We start from the raw sequence: 18,713 nt of genomic DNA, 5'->3' as shown, positions 1-18,713 counted from the left end.
GTGCCATCATGTTTGACTTGGAAAGTGATGTCCGTTACTTTGAGGTAACCAGTTGGGGCTGCTTCCTCATGGAAGGTGTAAGTGCCCGGAGCTAAGTTGAGATCTTTAGACTTACCAGCTTCAGATGTCCAGCTTTCTACGGCTGTGCCTTCTGCCTTGTCGCCCTTGTAGATCTTGATTTGAGCGCCTGCGATTTCTGTTCCACCAAGGCTAACTTTACTGAAAGTAATGGCTTTTGGACTATCATCGTCTTTATCCGTTACTGTAACAGTTGAGCCATTAGTTACGACCTTGTTGTCTTCACCCTTAGAGTCTTTTTCACCAACGTTGGTCACTTCCACTGTGCCATCATGTTTGACTTGGAAAGTGATGTCTGTTACTTTGAGGTAGCCTGTTGGGGCTGCTTCCTCATGGAAGGTGTAAGTACCTGGAGCCAAGTTGAGATCTTTAGACTTACCAGCTTCAGATGTCCAGCTTTCTACAGCTGTGCCTTCTGCCTTGTCGCCCTTGTAGATCTTGATTTGAGCGCCTGCGATTTCTGTTCCACCAAGGTTAACTTTACTGAAAGTAATAGCTTTTGGACTATCATCGTCTTTATCCGTTACTGTAACAGTTGAGCCGTTGGTTACGACCTTGTTGTCTTCACCCTTAGAGTCTTTTTCACCAACGTTGGTCACTTCCACTGTGCCGTCATGTTTGACTTGGAAAGTGATGTCCGTTACTTTGAGGTAACCGGTTGGAGCGGCTTCCTCATGGAAAGTATAAGTACCTGGTGCTAAGTTGAGATCTTTAGACTTACCAGCTTCAGATGTCCAGCTTTCTACGGCTGTGCCTTCTGCCTTATCGCCTTTGTAAATCTTAATCTCTGCACCAGCGATTTCTGTTCCACCAAGGCTAACCTTACTAAAGGTAATCTTACGTGGACTATCGTCATCTTTATCAGTGACTTTGATTGTTGAACCATCGGTTACGACTGTATTGTCCTCGCCTTTAGCATCCTTAGTACCAACATTGGTAACTTTAACTGTTCCGTCATAGTTAACTTTAAAAGTGATATCCGTTACTTTGAGGTAACCAGTTGGGGCTGCTTCCTCATGGAAAGTGTATGTACCAGGTGCTAAGCTCAATTCTTTAGACTTACCAGCTTCTGAAGTCCAGCTTTCTACAGCTGTACCTTCTGCCTTATCGCCTTTGAAGATCTTGATTTGTGCTCCTGCGATTTCAACCCCACCAAGACTAATTTTACTGAACGTGATTTTACGAGCTACATCGTCATCTTTATCAGTAACTGTCAGAGTTGAATTTTGGGCTACAACACGATTGTCTTCACCTTTAGAATCTTTTTCACCTACTTTTGTCACTTCAACAGTACCGTTAGGTTTAACTTGGAAAGTGATATCCGTTACTTTGAGGTAACCAGTTGGGGCTGCTTCCTCATGGAAGGTGTAGATGCCTGGTTCAAGATTCAGTTGCTTAGGTTGGTCAGTTGAAGTCCAGCTTTCTACGGCTGTACCTTCAGCTTTTTCGCCCTTGTAGATCTTAATCTGTGCACCAGCGATTTCATTTCCTCCAAGATTGACTTTACTGAAGGTAATTTCTTTTGGAGTTGTATCTTCTTTGTCAGTGATAGTCAGAACTGGACCAGCTGCAAGAACAGTGTCATCAGCTCCCTTATTCTTTATAGTGATAGAACCATCAGTATTAACAGTAAAAGTAATATCTCCTACAATTTGATATCCCACTGGAGCATCGAACTCTCTTAGAGTGTAGGTACCTGGTGCCAGCTTAATCACTTTAGAAGTGTCAGCTACAGTAGTCCAGTCTGCAACAGGTGCCTCTTCAAGATTGACTGTATCTCCACTATAGATTTTCAGTTCCGCACCTGGGATTTCTTTCCCATTTGGATCCACCTTTTTGAAAGTAATCTCTTTCTCAGTTGGTGTCTTCGGAGGTGTCTTTTTATTTTCAATTCGACGTTCTACAGATTTGTCAGAACCAAATTCATCTGGAGAAATTTTAATGTCTTCAGTTAATTTATCAAAGCCAATAGGAGCGGTTACTTCACGAATCGTATAGTTATCTCGTAGCAATCTACCTACGCTAGCATTACCGTCCGAATCAGTTGTTAATCTTCCAACAACAGCTTGGTTTCGATCACGAATAACTTCAAAAACTGCACCTTGCAAAGGTTGGCCAGCTTCATCTACCTTATGAATTTTAATAGTAAAAACATATCCTTCCGCAACACCACCTGCAAGCTGGTAGACACGTGTACTAGTTGATTGCTCATTCTCACTACCATTGTAACTCATGTTAGCTACGTTCGTAATTTCCTCACCATCAACAAGATCGTAATTAGCTTTAGCTCGATATTCAATCATATAACCAAAGCCATTAGCATCCCCAAGTGGGAGAGTAAAACCGTCACCATTTGGATTTACCACTAATTGATTTTTAAAGGTTTCGGTCATATCCTGAGCATTAGTCCATTTCCAGTCTCCGTTATTCCAACTCCAATCTACTTTGTAAATACGAAAAGTATCTGGTAGGAATGTCATATTTGGAGATGAAAATGCATCTTTGATAGTAACATCACTGTAGTTCGCCATATTTCGGTTTACAGTAATGTTATAACGGATTACATTTTTCTCGTCGTCCTTGTATTGGAAGGAACTCTTTTCAATTTTAGAGTCGTATTTCCCTGGAGGGCCGTTATAACGGATTTTCCCTGCAAATAGAACTCTATGGCCTACTGTAATGTTAACATCAACGTCTTTTTCTTCTGAAACGACATCATGATCCACGCGGACATAGACGAAGAATTTACCTCGAACACCAGAATTATTCTCAACAAATTTTGTATAAGTGAGAGTAATTGTTTTGCTAGCTGCATCTAAACGACCAGTAGCAACAAGGTTATTAGAGGCATCCCGAAGTTCAATATCTGACGAATTAGCAAAAGTAATTTCAGATGGTAATTGGAGTGTAGTAGTATCATTTTCATGTACTGTATTATCTGGCAAAACAAAATCTGCAGTAAGACGGAAATCTTGCCAAATATCCAACCCCTGCGTTAAAGCTTCGCCAGAATTGCTTTGTACTCCAACGCTAGTGATAACATCATTATACTCTGCCGCACGTACTTGCGTAAGAGGAGCAAATGATTGGAGAATAACTCCCAAACAAAGAATAACGATCTGAATCCAAGATCTTATTTTCTTGTTCATTTAATCTTCCTTTCTTATAATATTCAGTTGTAAATGTACAATGTAATAGTAAACTAAATGATTGTCCCCAACTAATCACCATTCTCCTTTTTCAAGCGAAAATTATTAGCCACATTACATCCACATTTTATCATACTATGAAGAAAAAGGCTAGAACTATCAAGCAAATTTTTATAAAAAAATCCAATTTTTTCTTATGGTTTGAAATCGACTTTTTCACAACCGTATATTAGCCACTTTATACCTTTTCTTCTCCTATCATCAAAACAGAATCTGGTATATTTTACCGCCATTTTTTAAAAAATAAGTTCATCTCGTTTTCGATACCAGATAGTGATTTTATCATTTTGGTTATCTAATTTCATAAACGTTAAATTTCTCTAGAGAGAATGCTTCTACCCATTAAAAAGACCAGGTTTCCCTGGTCTTTCTGAGATACATTTAGAAGAAAAACTTATTCATTCTAGTCTTCTTTTTTACCTTTGGTGGCGACTAATCCTGCACTCAAACCAAGAAGAGCTAAACCTGCTGCTAGGGCTGCTTGACTTTCTGCACTTCCTGTATTTGGTAACTGCTCTTCTTGAGCTTGACTAGCTGCATTTGAAGCAATTTCTTTTGTATCTACTTTTTCTGATACTTGTGGTTTTATAGCTTCTTGTGGTACTGGCTTAGTTGTTTTACTAGCCGTACCAACTTCTACAATGCGATCTTGAGCCATGACTTTATCATAGCTTTCTTTTTCAGTTCGCTTACCATTTTCAACTTCGATTAAGTGAACACGGATACCTTTTTGACCTTCTTGGAGAACACGAGTTTGACCCGCTGGAAGCTTATCATTCTTTTGTTCCTGAACCTTGAAATCAATTGTTTCTTCTTCGATTACAAGTTCTGGTCTGTTAAGGACTAGGTTCTTCACTTCATCTTCTGGAAGAGAAGTTCCTGGTTTAGTGCCAACTTCTACTATACGATCTTGAGCAGCGACTTTATCGTAAGTTTCTTTAAGCTGACGTTTTCCATTTTCCACTTCAATCAAGTGAAGACGAATACCTTTTTGACCTTCTTGTAGGACACGAGTTTCTCCTAAGTACAACTTATCAGACTTACGCTCCTGAACCTTGAAGTCGATGGTTTCTTCTTCGACTATAAGTTCGGGTCTGTCGAGGACAAGGTTCTTCACTTCGTCTTCTGGAAGAGAGGTTCCTGGTTTTGTTCCGACCAAGACGATGCGGTCTGTCGGAGTCTCTACCACTTCGCGAAGTTTTTCTTCCTTACTTCCATCAGGATTAATCGCTGTAAAGATACGTTCTTTACCAACTTTTCCTTCTTGTTCTACACGAGTTTCTCCTAGATACAGTCTTGGATCCTTTTTCTCAACTGTCTTGTAGGCCAAATCGTTTTCAACAAATTCGAGTTTTGGAAGTTCCTCTTGTACAGCAGCAACAGTCTTCTCAGAAACTGGTTTTTCCTTAGTCAACTGGATACGGTATTCCTTGACTTGTTTTCCACTTTCTGAAACAAAGCGAACAAGTACTGGAAGGCTATCGTCTCCGCTATCTACAACTGTTGAAGCTACTTGATTGCTTTCTTCGACTGAGACTTTAGGACGTTGACCTTTATAGGTGATTTGATAGTCTTGACGATCTTCAGCGAAGTCAGGAAGTTCTTTTCCATCCACAAGAATCTTCGATTGCGTACTTTCTTGAGGTAATTCACTCGGTGCAAGGAAGGTCATCTCAATCATCGCAACACCGCTCTTGTCTGCTTTACGCTCCATACGCCATCTCATGGCTTTGGCTTTGACAGCTTTAAATGTTACGTTGATTTCATCACCGGCTTCAATGTCTTTATCCGCACGATAAGGAACAGCTTCCCAATTTTCTGGATTATTGAATGGATGGCCTGCGTCGTAGGCTTGGTAGTTTGAATAGTAGGTAGGCACTTCAAAATCTGGGCCAATATAGCGTTCCAAAACGAGTTTAGATGGTGCATCTGTACCACTATCTGCAAAGAAGTGTAGTTTGGCTTGCGCTACAGTCCGTTCTACAATCTTACCATTTTCACGGAAGATTACACCTGCTGATACTTCTGGATTAGAAGATGGTGTTGGAGACCAGTTTGTCCAACGACGATTTTCTGAATGATTTCCGTCATTGAGATAGTCCACACGGTCATGGGAGTTTCTATCAATGTCGTTAGTGGCTGAAGCAAAGGCGCGGTTACTATTTTCATCATACTCTGGGTTATTTGAAAGAGCTTCGCCAAGTTTGTCTGTCACTCGTACAGTGAACTCAGCAACAAGATCACTACCAAGGACACGACCTCGAACGGTAAATTGACCTGCTTTTGTCAGATTTTCTGCTGGAACTTCTTCCCATTCAACTGCCAAGTCTTTTGTTTCGTAACCGTCTTTACCTGTGAAGTAAACCGGAACCTTAGTTGGCAATTCAAGCGGTTGCCCTACTTGTAGTAAGCGAGCTTGTTTGACCGCGGCAACTGGTTTACGAGAGAGCAAGTCTTTATTGCTTGTGAAGTGTAGACGGTATTCTCCTAGGATGTCCCCATTTTCAGCCTTCGCGATAACACGAACTGGCTCACCTTCACGAACACTTGGAACGACGGTAGCGAGACCATTGTTGCTAACACTTGCTGTTACTGCAGGAACTTTTCCATCTACTGATTCAAGATAGTAGTCAGTCAAATTAGGGTTAAAGTTTGCTAAGTCTTTACCGTCAACTTGGATTCTCGTTTGTCCTTGTTTAGCTGCCGCAACTTGTTTCGCAAAAATTTGTACTTCTGTGATAGACGTTCCTTTCTTGCTATCAAGTCGAACCATACGAATGCGAACCGCATAGGTCTCAACTTTATCAAAGCTGAAATGATTCATTTCTCCAGCTTTTAATTGAGCTGGTGCTTTGAGATTGCTTACCTCTTTCCAGTTTGCAGGATCGTTAAAGGCATGGTTTTCCTCACCTACAAAGCTAGGGTTTTTAGGGGCTGTTGGAACGGTCTTACCGACATAATATTCAATCACATAAGACTTCGGTACACCGACTCCATGGTCTTCGTGGAATCCGACACTTAGATTATCAACTGAACGTTTGCTCAAAATACCAGAATCTCCGAATAGGACACCAACTGAAGCTTCTGGATTAGTACGGTTCCAGTTTGTCCAACGGTTAGCTGGGCGGTCATTAAAGGAAATCAATTTATCGTTGACGTTTGAAACAGGATCAGTTGGATTTGAGTCTGAAGCAAAGGCAAGTGGCAATTCTGAACCGGTCCATTGGTCAGAAATGTTTGCTCCCTTCTCAGTTTGAGCAGATACGCGAACATGAAGTTTAGTTGTTAATTGCGTACCTTCTAGGCGACCATTAACTGTAAAGACACCTTCCTTGGCGTATTGCTCTGATTGAATCGCATCCCAAGTAACCTTAGCTGATGAAACGTGACCATTTGAATCGTAGGTACGAACGCTTTCTGGTAATTGTGGTGCTTCTGCGATTGGTGTTGTCACACTAACTTCTTCAACTGAAACGATGCCTTCTACAGAGACTTTTGCACGCGCTTCAAGATCCAGACCTTCAACTTTACCTAGAACTTCAAAGGTTTGATAGTGGTCGAGTTTTTCTTTTGGAATGGCTTGCCATGTGACTTTGTGGGCTTTAGGGAAACCTTTGTCATACTCAACCGTTACTGTTGTTGGAAGAGTAGGTTCTTGATGCAAGTCTGTCACTACATTTACTGGACGGATAGATTGCGCAACCTTCGTCTCAGTGTTGGCCTGAATCGTGAGATTTATTTGACCTGTAGCCCCCTCATATTCTGCTTTGAGAGTGACTGTTCCTGGCTTATGCAACTCAAGCATTCCTTTACGAACCGCGACTTCCCCTTCACCACTTGTAGAGAAGTTTACTTTATCAGCTGGTAAAACTGCTTGTGTTCCGTCTTGATAGTGAGCGAGTACAGACAATTTCACTGTTTGGTCTTCTTTAAGACCGTCAGCTTGCTCTACTTGTAAGCTCAAGTGGTCAATTTTTGGTGCTTCTTCGAGGAATTGAATTGCATAGGTTTGAAGAGGTCCACCATCTTTTGGTTGAACATAGATGCTTGCACGCATGCCGTTTGCTGCACTTGCTTGGACTACAGTAACATCCGCATTTTCAGCACTTGCTACAACTTCTGGCAAGGATGCACCGTAAGCAAGAGTTCGATATTGCATTGGATGTTGACTAGTAAGGTCTGTAACGGCTTCACCACCAACGGTTACAGTTGGTACTACAGGTGCTGCAGCATTGCCTTCTTCTACCACAAGGGTAGCGTGAATAGTCTCACCACCCAGTTGACCAGTCATTTGAATACGTGATCCTGCAACTGACAGTTTAGCTTTATCTGCTTCCGAAATCTCCCACTTATCAACTTCGTATTCTTGTACGCTTCCATCCGTAACAGCAATAGAAACGTATTTATCAACAGCGCTCAAGTCTGTTCCTAGAGCAACACGCTTAACAGTTGGAAGCTCATTTGCGATTGCTAGAATTTCGACACGGGCCTCAACTTCGCGTCCGTCTGCCATACCTTTAACAGTCACAACTCCTGCTTGGCTCACATCAACTGAAGACCAAGTGACTGGACGTTTTTCACGACTGCCATCACTGTAGATAAAACCGACTGTCTTCGGCATTTTTGGCTCTTTCTCAATAACAGTACGTACTTTTGGTACTTCTGTACCTAAAACAGTTTTTTCTTGTCCTTCTTTCTTACCTGTAAAGACAGTGACTTGGTCCGATTTCAAGAGATCAGAGTGGGCAGTAAGGGTGAATTTACCTGCTTGCTCAGTTGATTTAACAATGGCAACCCCTTTACCGTTAAAGGCTCTGCGGATCCAAGAACCATCAGGTTGTGCCTTGTAGCGTTCACGGCTGGCTTGTTCCCCATTATCAACACCAACCAGTTGACCTTGTCCATGCAATTGGAAACGAACCAAATTATTGGCAGTTGGTACCACATTTCCTTGGCTGTCTACGATTTCATAGTAGATGTAAGTCAAGTCTTTTCCATCTGCAGCGATTGCGTGTTCTTCCTTGATGAGACGAACACCTGCAGGTTGACCTGCAGTGGTAATCTTGTCACGTGCAATTTCTTTACCAGCTTCATCACGAGCTACTGCTTCTAAGGTACCTGGTTGGTAAGCAACCTTCCACTCAAGATAGAGTTCCTTAGCATTGGCACCTTCTTGGTAGGTACGACCATCACTAGTTTGTTTTTTGTTGAACTTTTTAACACCGAGAGATTGACCGTTCAAGAACAATTCAACACTTGCAGCGTTTGAGTAAGCGCGAACTGGGATCTTACCTTCTGAGTCAGCAACTTTGTCTGCTAATTCTCTATTTTCCCAGTTCCAGTGAGGAAGAAGGTGTACCATCGGTTTCTTCTTGGCAGAAACCCATTGGCTTTGGTAGAGATAAAAGTCATTTTTTGGAATACCAGCTGTATCTACGATACCAAAGTAAGAGCTCTTAACAGGAGTTTGGTTTTGGTTGTGCCATGGTGTAGGCTCACCGATATAGTCCGTACCTGTCCAGATAAACTGTCCAGCATAGCCAGCGTTGTCACGGTCAAAGGTCCATGAATCTGTTGCCGTTTTACCCCAGTTAACCCGGTCATTACCATAGTCAGACTGTTCGTAATGACGTTCAGGTCCGTTACTATGTTTTAATTCACTTTCAGGACGATAATAGCTACCGCGTGTACGGGTTGCAGAAGATGTTTCTGAACCATAAATCAACCAGTTTGGATGTTTCGCACGAAGTTTCTTGTAGTTGTCTTCTGAATAGTTGAAACCAACTGCATCCAGTTCATTAGCAATTTTCTCATGATCACCGCTACCATCACCAAAGCGGAACTTATCTGCTCCCATAGTAACATAACGTGTAGTATCAACATCTTTAATCACTTTTACTAAGCGTTTAACCGTTGCAAGAGAGTGAGCCTTTCCATCGGCTTCACCGATTTCGTTTCCGATAGACCACATGAAGACAGCTGGGTTGTTTTTATCTCTTTCGACCATGGTACGAAGATCGTAGTCAGACCATTTTTCACCTTTTCTAGCTTCTGGGTGAGTAGCGTCTTTTTCAAAGAAACGTCCGTAGTCATAAGGTTTCTTACCACCATACCACGTATCAAAGGCCTCTTCCTGAACCAGCAAACCAAGTTCTGCTGCGATTTGCAAGGTCTGTGGACTTGCAGGGTTATGAGTTGTACGGATGGCGTTAACGCCCATCTCCTTCATTTGTTTGAGACGACGGTATTCTGCCTTATAGTTTTCTTCTGCTCCAAGCGCTCCGTGGTCATGGTGCAAGGAAACACCATGGAATTTAATGCGTTCACCATTCAAAGAGAAACCTTCATTTGGAGTCCAATGATAGTAACGGTAACCAAACAAATCTTTCTTAGCATCAACCAATTGACCGTCACGGTAAACACGCGTAACCAGTTCATACAAGGCAGGTTTGTCATTTAAAACGGTCCAGAGTTTTGGTTGTTCAACTTCTAAAATCGCATCAAGACTTGTTGACTCATGTGCTTTCAAGGTACGGCTCGCTGTACGAACCAAACCTGTTACAGCCTGACCACCACGTTCAACGATTTGATACTCTGCCAGCAGTTCATGGTCTTTATCATCTGTATTGACGATTTTGCTTGCTACATGAGTTTCAACCTTGCCATGTTGCTGTTGTTCTAGCTTTGGTGTTAAGATGGTTGTCCCATTTTTCTCAACATGAACCTTATCTGTCACTTGCAAGGTCACATCACGGTAGATACCACTACCTGAGTACCAACGGCTACTTGGCTGTTTGTTAACCGCATGGACAGCAATCACATTCTCACGACCATCTTTGTGAAGGTATTTGGTGATATCGTATGAGAACTGGTTATAACCATTTGGATAATGCCCCACTAACTGGCCATTGACATAGACTTGAGAGTCCATATAGACACCATCAAAAGTGACACGAACATTTTTCTTGAGATCTTTTTCATCAAGTTTAAAGGTCTTGCGATACCAAGCTTCACCACCATTGAGCTGTCCACCCTCGTTTTGGGCAGGTGACTGATGGTCAAAATCGTTAAAGATACTCCAGTCGTGTGGGAGATCCAATTTTTGCCATGTTGATACGTCGGCATCTGATTTCACAGCTTCTTTAGGGTTCGCATTGAGTTTAAAGTGCCAATTTTGATTAAAATTCACTTTTCTATCTTCAATCATTTGATTCACTTCTTCATTTGTCGCAGCTTTCAACTCTTCCTTGACAGGCTTTTCTTGACTTGAAGCTTGAGATTCTACCTTTGGAGCTGTTTCTTCAGGTTTTAGAGATGCTTTCTCCTCTTTTGGAGCTACAGGTTCCTCTTCTTTCACCTCTGGTTTGCTTGCTTCAATTGGAGCAGCTTGACTTTGGTCGACACTTGCAGCATCCTTGTGCTCTGTTACAGCTTGATTTTCTTTTTCCTCCACTGCCGGACTTTCCTCTTTTGCTTGTTCAACAGTGTGAGTAATTGGAGTTTCATCCGCGAAAACTGGTGATTCTCCAATGACACTTCCTCCAAATAGAACCGCACAGGTTCCAATCATGACAGAGCAAGCGCCTACGGCAAACTTACGAATGCTGTAGACTCTTTTACGATTCCAATGGCCTTTTTCCATAAAATCCTCCTTTAGTAACCGCTTCCATTTATTTGTAAGCGTATTACTTTTTCATAGCCTTTTATCCTTATTTTATAAAATAATATAGGAAATTTCAATACCCTAAACTCAAAAAATCATATTTTTGATTGTTTTTTCTAAAATTTGTAGAAGATTCGAAAAAAATGAATGTAGATTTAGAACAAAAACAAACAAATTTTTGACACTCAGTAAAATAGTATAAAAAAAGTTCCTTTTGTAAGGAACTCCTTTTACTTATAATTAAAGATCCCCCCAGCCAACTTATCAGCTAGCTTGGGAAAGAGGGTATAAAACTTATGGGCTAGGTTCAACAAAACTGGGAGATTGAGTTCCCGTTTGTTTTTTCCTATGGTTTTGACAATCTTTCTAGCGACTGCATCTGGTTCTAAGAGAAAGCGGTCAACCGACTTGAGGTAGCTCCCATCTGGGTCTGCCTGGTCAAAAAAGGCAGTACGAATCGGTCCTGGATTGACCGTCGTTAGATAGATACCATAGGGCATCAGTTCGAGACGCTGAGCGTTTGAAAATCCAATAGCTGCAAACTTGGTCGCTGAGTAGAGACTGGACTTGCTAGTCGCTATCAAACCTGCCATGCTGACGATATTGATGATATGGCCTTTTCGACTTTCCTTCATGCGCTCCGCAAAGCGACGAGACAGATTCATCAGGGCAAAGGTATTGACCTCAAACATCTGGTGAATATCTTTATCAGAGATCTTGTTGAAATCTTCAAAAATTCCATAGCCAGCATTGTTAATCAAGACATCAATCTTGCCATAACGGAGATAGAGGTCAGCTACTAGAGCTTCCAGGGCTGAGTCATCAGTAATATCGATTTCAATTAATTCCACATGAGGATGATTTCCATATAGTTGGGCTAGTTTTTCCTTGTTTCTACCTAGCAAGATGAGTTGGTCATTTGGCAAGAGTTTGACCATTTCTTGGGCTAAGCCACCGCTTGCTCCAGTGATGATGATGGTGCGCATCTCTATTCCTTTCAAAGTTTTGGTCAATTAATGAAATCTTTTTCCAGCTAAATAATGAGCATAAGCTTGGTCAATGACAGGAGCAAACAGATGATAATCCTCCCAGCTGCCTAAAAATTCTAAAGGCAAGTCATACAAGTCATTGACTACAAATTCGGAATAATCATCCATATACTGATGTTCATAATAGTCATTTACAAAAGCCTGAAAATCCTTTGTAATATCCATTGTTCCCAGTTTACCATCGCACCAGTCTAAAAGATAATCAACACCCAAAGTTTGCTCATTTTTTACACTTTGGAATACCGTTTCTTCATCAGGAGACATCATTTCTTTGGCATCATGCTGGATGAGCCAAGTAACGAAAAAACCGATATGATTCGCAGCCCAACGATAAATCTCCCGATAATCTTTTTGAGTTAACTCTTCTTTTTGTAATGAATAGCTGTGCAAGTAGTTGGTTAAGGCATTCTCAAAATACCAATCCGCTTTATCCAATAAACGATTTTCAACAGTCATCTTATTTCCCTCTCAACGAACTATAACATTATAACTCAACCTCTTCCAGATCTTTGACCACATGAACATTTTCAAAAACAGTTGCAGCATCTTTCTTAAGCTGGCTGATATCTTTTGAAAGGAAACGAGCACTGATATGGTTGAGCAAGAGGCGTTTGACTCCTGCTTCTGCCGCTACTTGTGCAGCCTGCATGTTGGTTGAGTGACCGTGATTGCGGGCAATTTTCTCATCGCCCTTACCATATGTGGACTCGTGGACCAGGACATCGGCATTAACAGCCAGACGCACACTAGCATTGGTTTTACGGGTGTCACCAAGTATGGTGATAATCTTACCCGGACGGGGAGCTGAGATATAGTCAGCTGCCTTGATTTGAGTCCCATCTTCGAGAACAACATCCTGTCCGTTTTTGATTTTTCCAAAAAGTGGGCCAAATGGGACACCAGCAGCCTTAAGCTTTTCAGCATCCAAGGTTCCTTCAAGATCCTTTTGCATGACACGATAGCCAACACAGAAAATCGTGTGGTCCAACTCCTCTGCATACACAGTGAATTTATCGGTCTCAAGGATTTTCCCTAGAGAATCTTGGTCAAACTCATGAAAATGAATGCGGTAAGGTAGGCGAGAACCTGACACACGAAGACTGGTTAAGACAAAGGACTTAATACCTTGAGGTCCATAAATGTCCAAATCTGTCTGCTCTTCATTAGCCTGAAAAGCACGGCTAGAGAGAAATCCTGGCAAGCCAAAGATATGATCCCCATGCAGGTGAGTGATAAAGATTTTGCTAACCTTACGTGGTCGGATCGTGGTTTCCAGAATACGATTTTGCGTTCCTTCACCACAGTCAAAGAGCCAGACTTCGTTAATCTCGTCCAAGAGTTTGAGGGCGAGGCTTGAAACGTTGCGGGCTTTGGAGGGCTGACCAGCCCCCGTTCCTAAAAATTGAATATCCATTCGATACTTTCTAATTAATCAATATATAACATAGCAGTACGGTTTTCCGAGCGGTAATAAAACTTGCCAGAAAAAGCAGCAGCTTCTTGCAATAAATCCTCTTGGCTGTAGCCTTTGAGACGTTTACGACCATCTGCTAAAATTTCCAAGTCTGTTAAGGCTGTGAGACTTTCCACACTAACAACTTCCTCATCTCCGACAGGATTCATGTAAATCTTTCCAGATTCTTCAAAGACGAGTTGATGAGGGAAAATTTGCGCAATCTCAAAAAGCAAGTCATCCGAGATTTCCTCTTCATTTTCAGAGAAGATCCGCCCCAAGCCCTCACTCTCATAGCAAAAGCCAAAGGATTTGCCAGATAAATTAAGACGAATAAAAGGCTTATTTTCAAAGGTGAAACTTGGTTCAACATTGTAGAGATTTAGTTCCTGACTGAGTTCTGAAAAATAATCCGTCGCAGCTTCAGGGCTCTTTTTCTGGTAGAGTTCAGCAAAGTAAGCATTGACGACACTCGGCGGAGGTGTGATGAGAGCCAACTGCTCTTGCTCTGTTTTGCCAGCTAGAAGTTGATCCAGATAGACCTTATCCAGACTTGTATAACCTCCATACTTTAGAGCCAAAGTTTTAATATCAGTCATAAAATTCCTCTAACCTCCATTTGTTTTTCTCAGAAATGTAGCCTGTAATCACTTCTCCATCATCTTGATAGTCGCGCTCTTCCAGAATCGCTACACTTTCTAGATCATGTATCTTGTAGGATTTTGAAAAAGGCACGCGCAGGGTAAAGACTTCAAAAATATCCTTGATCTTCTCCAAAAACAATGCTTGCAAGTTCTCACGACTATCCTCAGACTTGGCAGAAATGAGGGCATACGGCGTTTGAGTAGGCGTGAAATCCTCCACCAAATCCGCTTTATTGTAAAGGGTCAGTCGAGGAATATCCTCCATATCCAAGTCTTTCATGATAGACAGAACCGTTTTTTCATGCTCCTCGTGGTAAGGATTGCTGGCATCAATGACATGCACCAGAAGGTCCACATGCTTGCTTTCTTCCAAGGTTGACTTGAAACTGGACACCAATTCAGTCGGCAAATCTTGGATAAACCCAACCGTATCAGTCAAGGTAACCTGAAGATTGCCCCCCAGATGGATACTCTTAGTTGTCGCATCCAGGGTCGCAAAGAGCTCGTCAGCCTCATACTGGGTCTTGCTGGTCAAGGTGTTCATGATGGTTGATTTCCCAGCATTGGTGTAGCCAATCAAACCAATCTTAAAGGTACTCGACTCCAGACGTTTTTCTCTAACTGTTGCCCGATTTTTCTCTACCACCTTGAGCTGGCGCTCGATATCTGTGATTTGATTACGAACACTACGACGGTTCAGTTCCAGCTGGCTTTCACCTGGACCACGGGAACCAATTCCCCCTGCCTGGCGGCTGAGCATAATCCCCTGACCAACCAAGCGAGGTAAGAGATACTTGAGCTGAGCCAAATGCACTTGGAGTTTCCCTTCATGGCTTCGAGCCCGCATGGCAAAGATATCCAAAATCAACTGCATACGGTCAATGACTTTAACACCGAGAATTTCCTCCAAATTGACATTCTGCCTTGGCGTCAGACGATTATTGACGATTACAGTCGTGATTTCCTCAGCATCCACCATTCGAGCAATTTCTTCCAACTTACCAGAGCCAACAAAAGTCTTGGAATCATATTTTTCACGTTTTTGTCTGTAGCTATCCACTACAACTGCACCAGCAGTCTTAGCCAGACTGGCCAATTCTTCCATAGAGAGATCAAAATTGTCCATGCCCTGTAATTCCACACCAATTAGCAGGACACGTTCTTCTTTTTTCTCCGTTTCAATCATCTAAAAACTCCTCTATCTGGCTTAGAATACGCTCCTTCACGCCAGACTCTCCTATCTGATAAAAGGTGACCTGCATGCGATTACGGAACCAGGTCAACTGGCGTTTGGCAAAACGACGGGTCGCCTGTTTGAGACTCTCGCTTGCTTCCTCAAGAGTTTGCTCCCCACGGAAATAAGGAAAGAGTTCCTTGTAACCAATGCCTTTAGCTGCCTGCACATCTGGATAATGGTCAAAGAGCCACTTAGCCTCATCCAAAAGCCCAGCCTCAAACATGAGGTCCACTCGGCGATTGATACGTTCATAAAGCTGACTACGCTCATCATCTAAGCAGATAATCAGTGGTTCATAAGGACTTTCTTGATTTTCCAAATCCTGACCAAAATGGACGATTTCCAAGGCACGCATGGCACGACGACGGTTAAACTGGGGAATTTCAAGGCCTGCTTGCTTCACGAGATGGACTAATTCCTCATCTGAATAAGGCTCTAAAATAGCTCGATAGGCTAATATCTCCTCATGAGGTGTCTCCCCACCTAGATGGTAGCCTTCCAGCAAGCTCTGGACATAAAGCCCGGTTCCACCAGCAATAATGGCTAGCTTGCCACGGCTTTGAATATCCTCAATAGCCTTCTTAGCTTCTGAAACAAAATCAAAAGCCGAGTAAGACTCGGTCACCTCTCTGACATCAATCAAATGATGAGGAACTGCAGCTTGTTCCTCTGGACTAGCCTTGGCTGTCCCAATATCTAGCCTTCTGTATACTTGCTGACTGTCACCGCTGACCACCTCTCCACCAAAGCGCTTGGCCACTTCAATAGCAAGGGCTGTTTTCCCAACCGCAGTCGGTCCAACAATCACAATTATTTTTATTTTCATCTTTTTTCCTTGAAAAATTCCCATTTTTTCGTTACTATTATTATATCACAAAAAGGTCGGTCAGAAAAATGCTACCTCTTGAGGAGCCTGGTTGATCGGGAAGATAAAGGAGGAAGACTCATGGCTAAAGGATTCGCTAAAGGTCTTGTAACAGGTGTCGCAGGAACTGTCGCTGCCGTTGCAGGTGCAGTATACGCAATTAAAAAGAAAGTGATTGAGCCAGAAGAGCAAAAAGCAGCTTTCATCGAAGAGAATCGTAAAAAAGCAGCTCGCCGTCGCGTATCACATTAAGCAACAAAAGAAGTTGAGAAATCTCAACTTCTTTTTTCTATTCTTTTATACTCAATGAAAATAAAAGAGCAAACTAGGAAGCTAGCCGCAGGTTGCTCAAAGCACTGCTTTGAGGTTGTAGATAAAACTGACGAAGTCAGCTCAAAACACTGTTTTGAGGTTGTGGATAGAACTGACGAAGTCAGTACCCATATCTACGGTAAGGCGACGCTGACGTGGTTTGAAGAGATTATCGAAGAGTATTAAATAGCTAGGTCAAACTTCAACTGTGGCTTGACAGGGTCATAATCCACCAACTCAAAGTCTTCCGCTTTGATATCAAAGAAATTGGTCCCATCAGGAACATTCAAAACCAAACGAGGTTGGCAGTTTGACGGCTCACGACCAAGCAATTCCTGAGCTTGTTCAAATTGATTGTCATAGATATGGAGGTTATTGATAAAGTAGAAGAACTTTCCAACCTTCCATCCAAAATGCTTGGCAATCATCATCTGTAGAGCCACATACTGCATAGCATTAATGTGGTGAGCAACCAACATGTCATTCGAGCGCTGGGTCAAAGTCGCATCTAGATAGATGTCCCCATCAACTCGACGGACATCAAACATAGTCTGGAAAGCACATGGAAGGAGGCCGTCTGTCTCCTCAAAAGCCTCGTAATCCCAGAGCGAGATGATATTGCGACGATTCCAAGGGTTAGCTTCCAACTGCTTGAGAATCTTGTTAATGATGTCGTGTTTCTTAACGACCGCCCCATAGCGTTCACCGATGGTTCCTGTCTCTCCCACTTCCCAGTCATTCCAGTAGTGAACATTGTACTTGTCATTGAGCACTTCTAGGCTATTAGACTGATCTTGATAAATCCAGAGTACTTCCTTGATGGCGGATTTGATAGCAATCGGGCGCAAGGTTGTGATGGGAAATTCCCCCTTGGCCAAGTCGTACTCAGCAAAGGCACCCGTTATGTACTTGGAGTTGGCAACAGTCCCATCCTTGTACTTGGGACGTGCTTGTTCAGAAAAGACGCCGTCTTTGAGGATTCGTTCAATATTTTCTTTAAAAATCGTATCTGCTTTTGTCATTTACTCTCACCTTATTTATTGTCCTAACTAGTATAGCATAAAAAAAGAAAGGAGGAAAATCACTAGCTTTAAAGTAGTGTTTTTCCCCTTTTATGATCTTATTGCAATACAAGCGACGCTGCTCCAATAACTCCAGCGTCATTTCCTAGAGTTGCAAGAGCTAGTTTAGTTGTTGTGCGTACTTGTGGGAAGGTGTTTTCGTCATAAACCTTTTGAACGCCTTGGAGAAGGAATTCTCCCGCAGCTGACACCCCACCACCGATAACGATTGTTGAAGGGTTTAGGATTGATCCTATGTTAGCACAAGCGATTCCCAAGTAACGTGAGAAGTTACGGTAAACGATCAAAGCAAGGTCGTCCCCTTCTTTAGCCAAGTCAAAAACAGTTTTAGCAGTTACTTCTTCACCGTCGTCGATCAAGCGTTTCAAGGCCGCATCGCCTTCGTATTCATCTGCATAACGACGAGTCAAGTTGACAATCCCTGTTGCAGAAGCAACTGTCTCAAGACAGCCTTTTTTACCACAGGTACATGCGATTGGTTGGTCAAAGTCAACAGTGATGTGGCCAAGCTCACCTGCTGCACCAGCAACACCGTGAAGCAATTTGCCTTCTGCCACGATACCGCCACCAACACCTGTACCAAGTGTCATAAAGACAACGTCCGGTTGGTTGTCACCAGCCCCCATCCAGCGCTCACCAAGAGCAGCTACGTTGGCATCATTATCAATGAAGAATGGAATCCCCAAGGCTTTTTCAATCTTTTCTTTAATCGGTTGAAGGGTTTTCCAGTTTAGGTTGTAGGCACCGATAACAGTCCCTTTTTCACGGTCAACCACACCAGGTGATCCCATTCCAATGCCTCGGAAATCCGTAGCTGACAATCCAAGCAAGTCCAAACGATGCTGAATAGACTCAATCATATCATCTACAATATGACTTCCCTCATCCAAAATATTAGTCTTGATGGACCATTTTTCTTGGATTTCTCCCTCTTGAGTTAAAATTGCAAACTTGATAGATGTTCCACCAAGGTCAATCCCAATAATCTTTTGACTCATCGTCTTCTCCTTTTTAATTGAAAATGCTTACAGATATAGTATAACAAAATCGTCCATTTTGTGCAAAGGTTTGCGTATTAAATACCAACATTAAAACATTTAAAAATAGTTCATTATTGAAAA

At 42.3% G+C, this 18,713-nt stretch carries 11 protein-coding genes; 1 reads left to right on the top strand and 10 read right to left on the bottom strand.

Annotation, left to right across the window (positions count from 1 at the left end):
* The 8 genes from O3622_RS06200 to miaA form a co-directional block, all read right to left on the bottom strand.
* A partial coding sequence (locus O3622_RS06200) for a SpaA isopeptide-forming pilin-related protein (RefSeq protein WP_371607217.1) occupies positions 1-3,227 on the bottom strand: 3,227 nt, incomplete at its 3' end.
* A 463-nt stretch (positions 3,228-3,690) separates the two neighbouring features.
* Positions 3,691-10,929 (bottom strand): LPXTG-anchored adhesin/beta-galactosidase BgaA, encoded by a 7,239-nt coding sequence (gene bgaA / locus O3622_RS06195; protein ID WP_371607216.1) that lies wholly within the window; start codon positions 10,927-10,929, stop codon positions 3,691-3,693.
* A 251-nt stretch (positions 10,930-11,180) separates the two neighbouring features.
* Complete coding sequence (locus O3622_RS06190; protein ID WP_347098565.1) at positions 11,181-11,936, bottom strand: SDR family oxidoreductase; 756 nt, start codon at positions 11,934-11,936, stop codon at positions 11,181-11,183.
* 27 nt (positions 11,937-11,963) lie between these two features.
* Complete coding sequence (locus O3622_RS06185; protein WP_000215492.1) at positions 11,964-12,455, bottom strand: hypothetical protein; 492 nt, start codon at positions 12,453-12,455, stop codon at positions 11,964-11,966.
* A gap of 28 nt (positions 12,456-12,483) precedes the next feature.
* Positions 12,484-13,413 carry a ribonuclease Z gene (rnz, locus tag O3622_RS06180; protein ID WP_347098563.1) on the bottom strand — a complete coding sequence of 310 codons (930 nt, stop codon included), beginning with the start codon at positions 13,411-13,413 and terminating at the stop codon, positions 12,484-12,486.
* Positions 13,414-13,427: 14 nt separating this feature from the next.
* Positions 13,428-14,051 carry a cystathionine beta-lyase gene (locus O3622_RS06175; RefSeq protein WP_371607215.1) on the bottom strand — a complete coding sequence of 208 codons (624 nt, stop codon included), beginning with the start codon at positions 14,049-14,051 and terminating at the stop codon, positions 13,428-13,430.
* Entirely contained in the window at positions 14,044-15,282 is a 1,239-nt protein-coding gene (gene hflX, locus O3622_RS06170) for a GTPase HflX (protein WP_371607214.1), read from the bottom strand. The genes O3622_RS06175 and hflX overlap by 8 nt, the downstream gene beginning before the upstream one ends.
* Entirely contained in the window at positions 15,275-16,159 is an 885-nt protein-coding gene (gene miaA, locus O3622_RS06165) for a tRNA (adenosine(37)-N6)-dimethylallyltransferase MiaA (protein WP_371607213.1), read from the bottom strand. The genes hflX and miaA overlap by 8 nt, the downstream gene beginning before the upstream one ends.
* Before the next feature lie 120 nt (positions 16,160-16,279).
* Between miaA and O3622_RS06160 the strand changes: the two genes are divergently transcribed.
* The gene (locus tag O3622_RS06160; protein WP_001051782.1) at positions 16,280-16,450 is read left to right on the top strand and encodes a DUF3042 family protein; all 171 of its coding nucleotides are present in this window, start codon (positions 16,280-16,282) and stop codon (positions 16,448-16,450) included.
* A gap of 242 nt (positions 16,451-16,692) precedes the next feature.
* Here the strand turns inward: O3622_RS06160 and O3622_RS06155 are convergent, their stop codons facing one another.
* Positions 16,693-17,532, bottom strand: coding sequence for a thymidylate synthase (locus O3622_RS06155; protein WP_049489862.1), 840 nt, complete (start codon positions 17,530-17,532; stop codon positions 16,693-16,695).
* 98 nt (positions 17,533-17,630) lie between these two features.
* A complete protein-coding gene (locus tag O3622_RS06150) occupies positions 17,631-18,590 on the bottom strand; it encodes an ROK family glucokinase (RefSeq protein WP_000078549.1) in 960 nt (319 codons plus the stop codon).
* Positions 18,591-18,713: the final 123 nt, after the last annotated feature.

Origin of the sequence: Streptococcus sp. 27098_8_51 (assembly GCF_041432205.1) — a bacterium.
Classification (GTDB): domain Bacteria; phylum Bacillota; class Bacilli; order Lactobacillales; family Streptococcaceae; genus Streptococcus.
The sequence above is the reverse complement of the archived record's forward strand: the minus strand, read 5'-3'. Positions and strand labels throughout refer to the sequence as shown.

What these genes read in the sequence shown, in the direction of transcription:
- bgaA (WP_371607216.1), bottom strand. Translation starts at nt 10,929, where the DNA reads ATGGAAAAAGGCCATTGGAATCGTAAAAGAGTCTACAGCATTCGTAAG.
- O3622_RS06190 (WP_347098565.1), bottom strand. Translation starts at nt 11,936, where the DNA reads ATGCGCACCATCATCATCACTGGAGCAAGCGGTGGCTTAGCCCAAGAA.
- O3622_RS06185 (WP_000215492.1), bottom strand. Translation starts at nt 12,455, where the DNA reads ATGACTGTTGAAAATCGTTTATTGGATAAAGCGGATTGGTATTTTGAG.
- rnz (WP_347098563.1), bottom strand. Translation starts at nt 13,413, where the DNA reads ATGGATATTCAATTTTTAGGAACGGGGGCTGGTCAGCCCTCCAAAGCC.
- O3622_RS06175 (WP_371607215.1), bottom strand. Translation starts at nt 14,051, where the DNA reads ATGACTGATATTAAAACTTTGGCTCTAAAGTATGGAGGTTATACAAGT.
- hflX (WP_371607214.1), bottom strand. Translation starts at nt 15,282, where the DNA reads ATGATTGAAACGGAGAAAAAAGAAGAACGTGTCCTGCTAATTGGTGTG.
- miaA (WP_371607213.1), bottom strand. Translation starts at nt 16,159, where the DNA reads ATGAAAATAAAAATAATTGTGATTGTTGGACCGACTGCGGTTGGGAAA.
- O3622_RS06160 (WP_001051782.1), top strand. Translation starts at nt 16,280, where the DNA reads ATGGCTAAAGGATTCGCTAAAGGTCTTGTAACAGGTGTCGCAGGAACT.
- O3622_RS06155 (WP_049489862.1), bottom strand. Translation starts at nt 17,532, where the DNA reads ATGACAAAAGCAGATACGATTTTTAAAGAAAATATTGAACGAATCCTC.
- O3622_RS06150 (WP_000078549.1), bottom strand. Translation starts at nt 18,590, where the DNA reads ATGAGTCAAAAGATTATTGGGATTGACCTTGGTGGAACATCTATCAAG.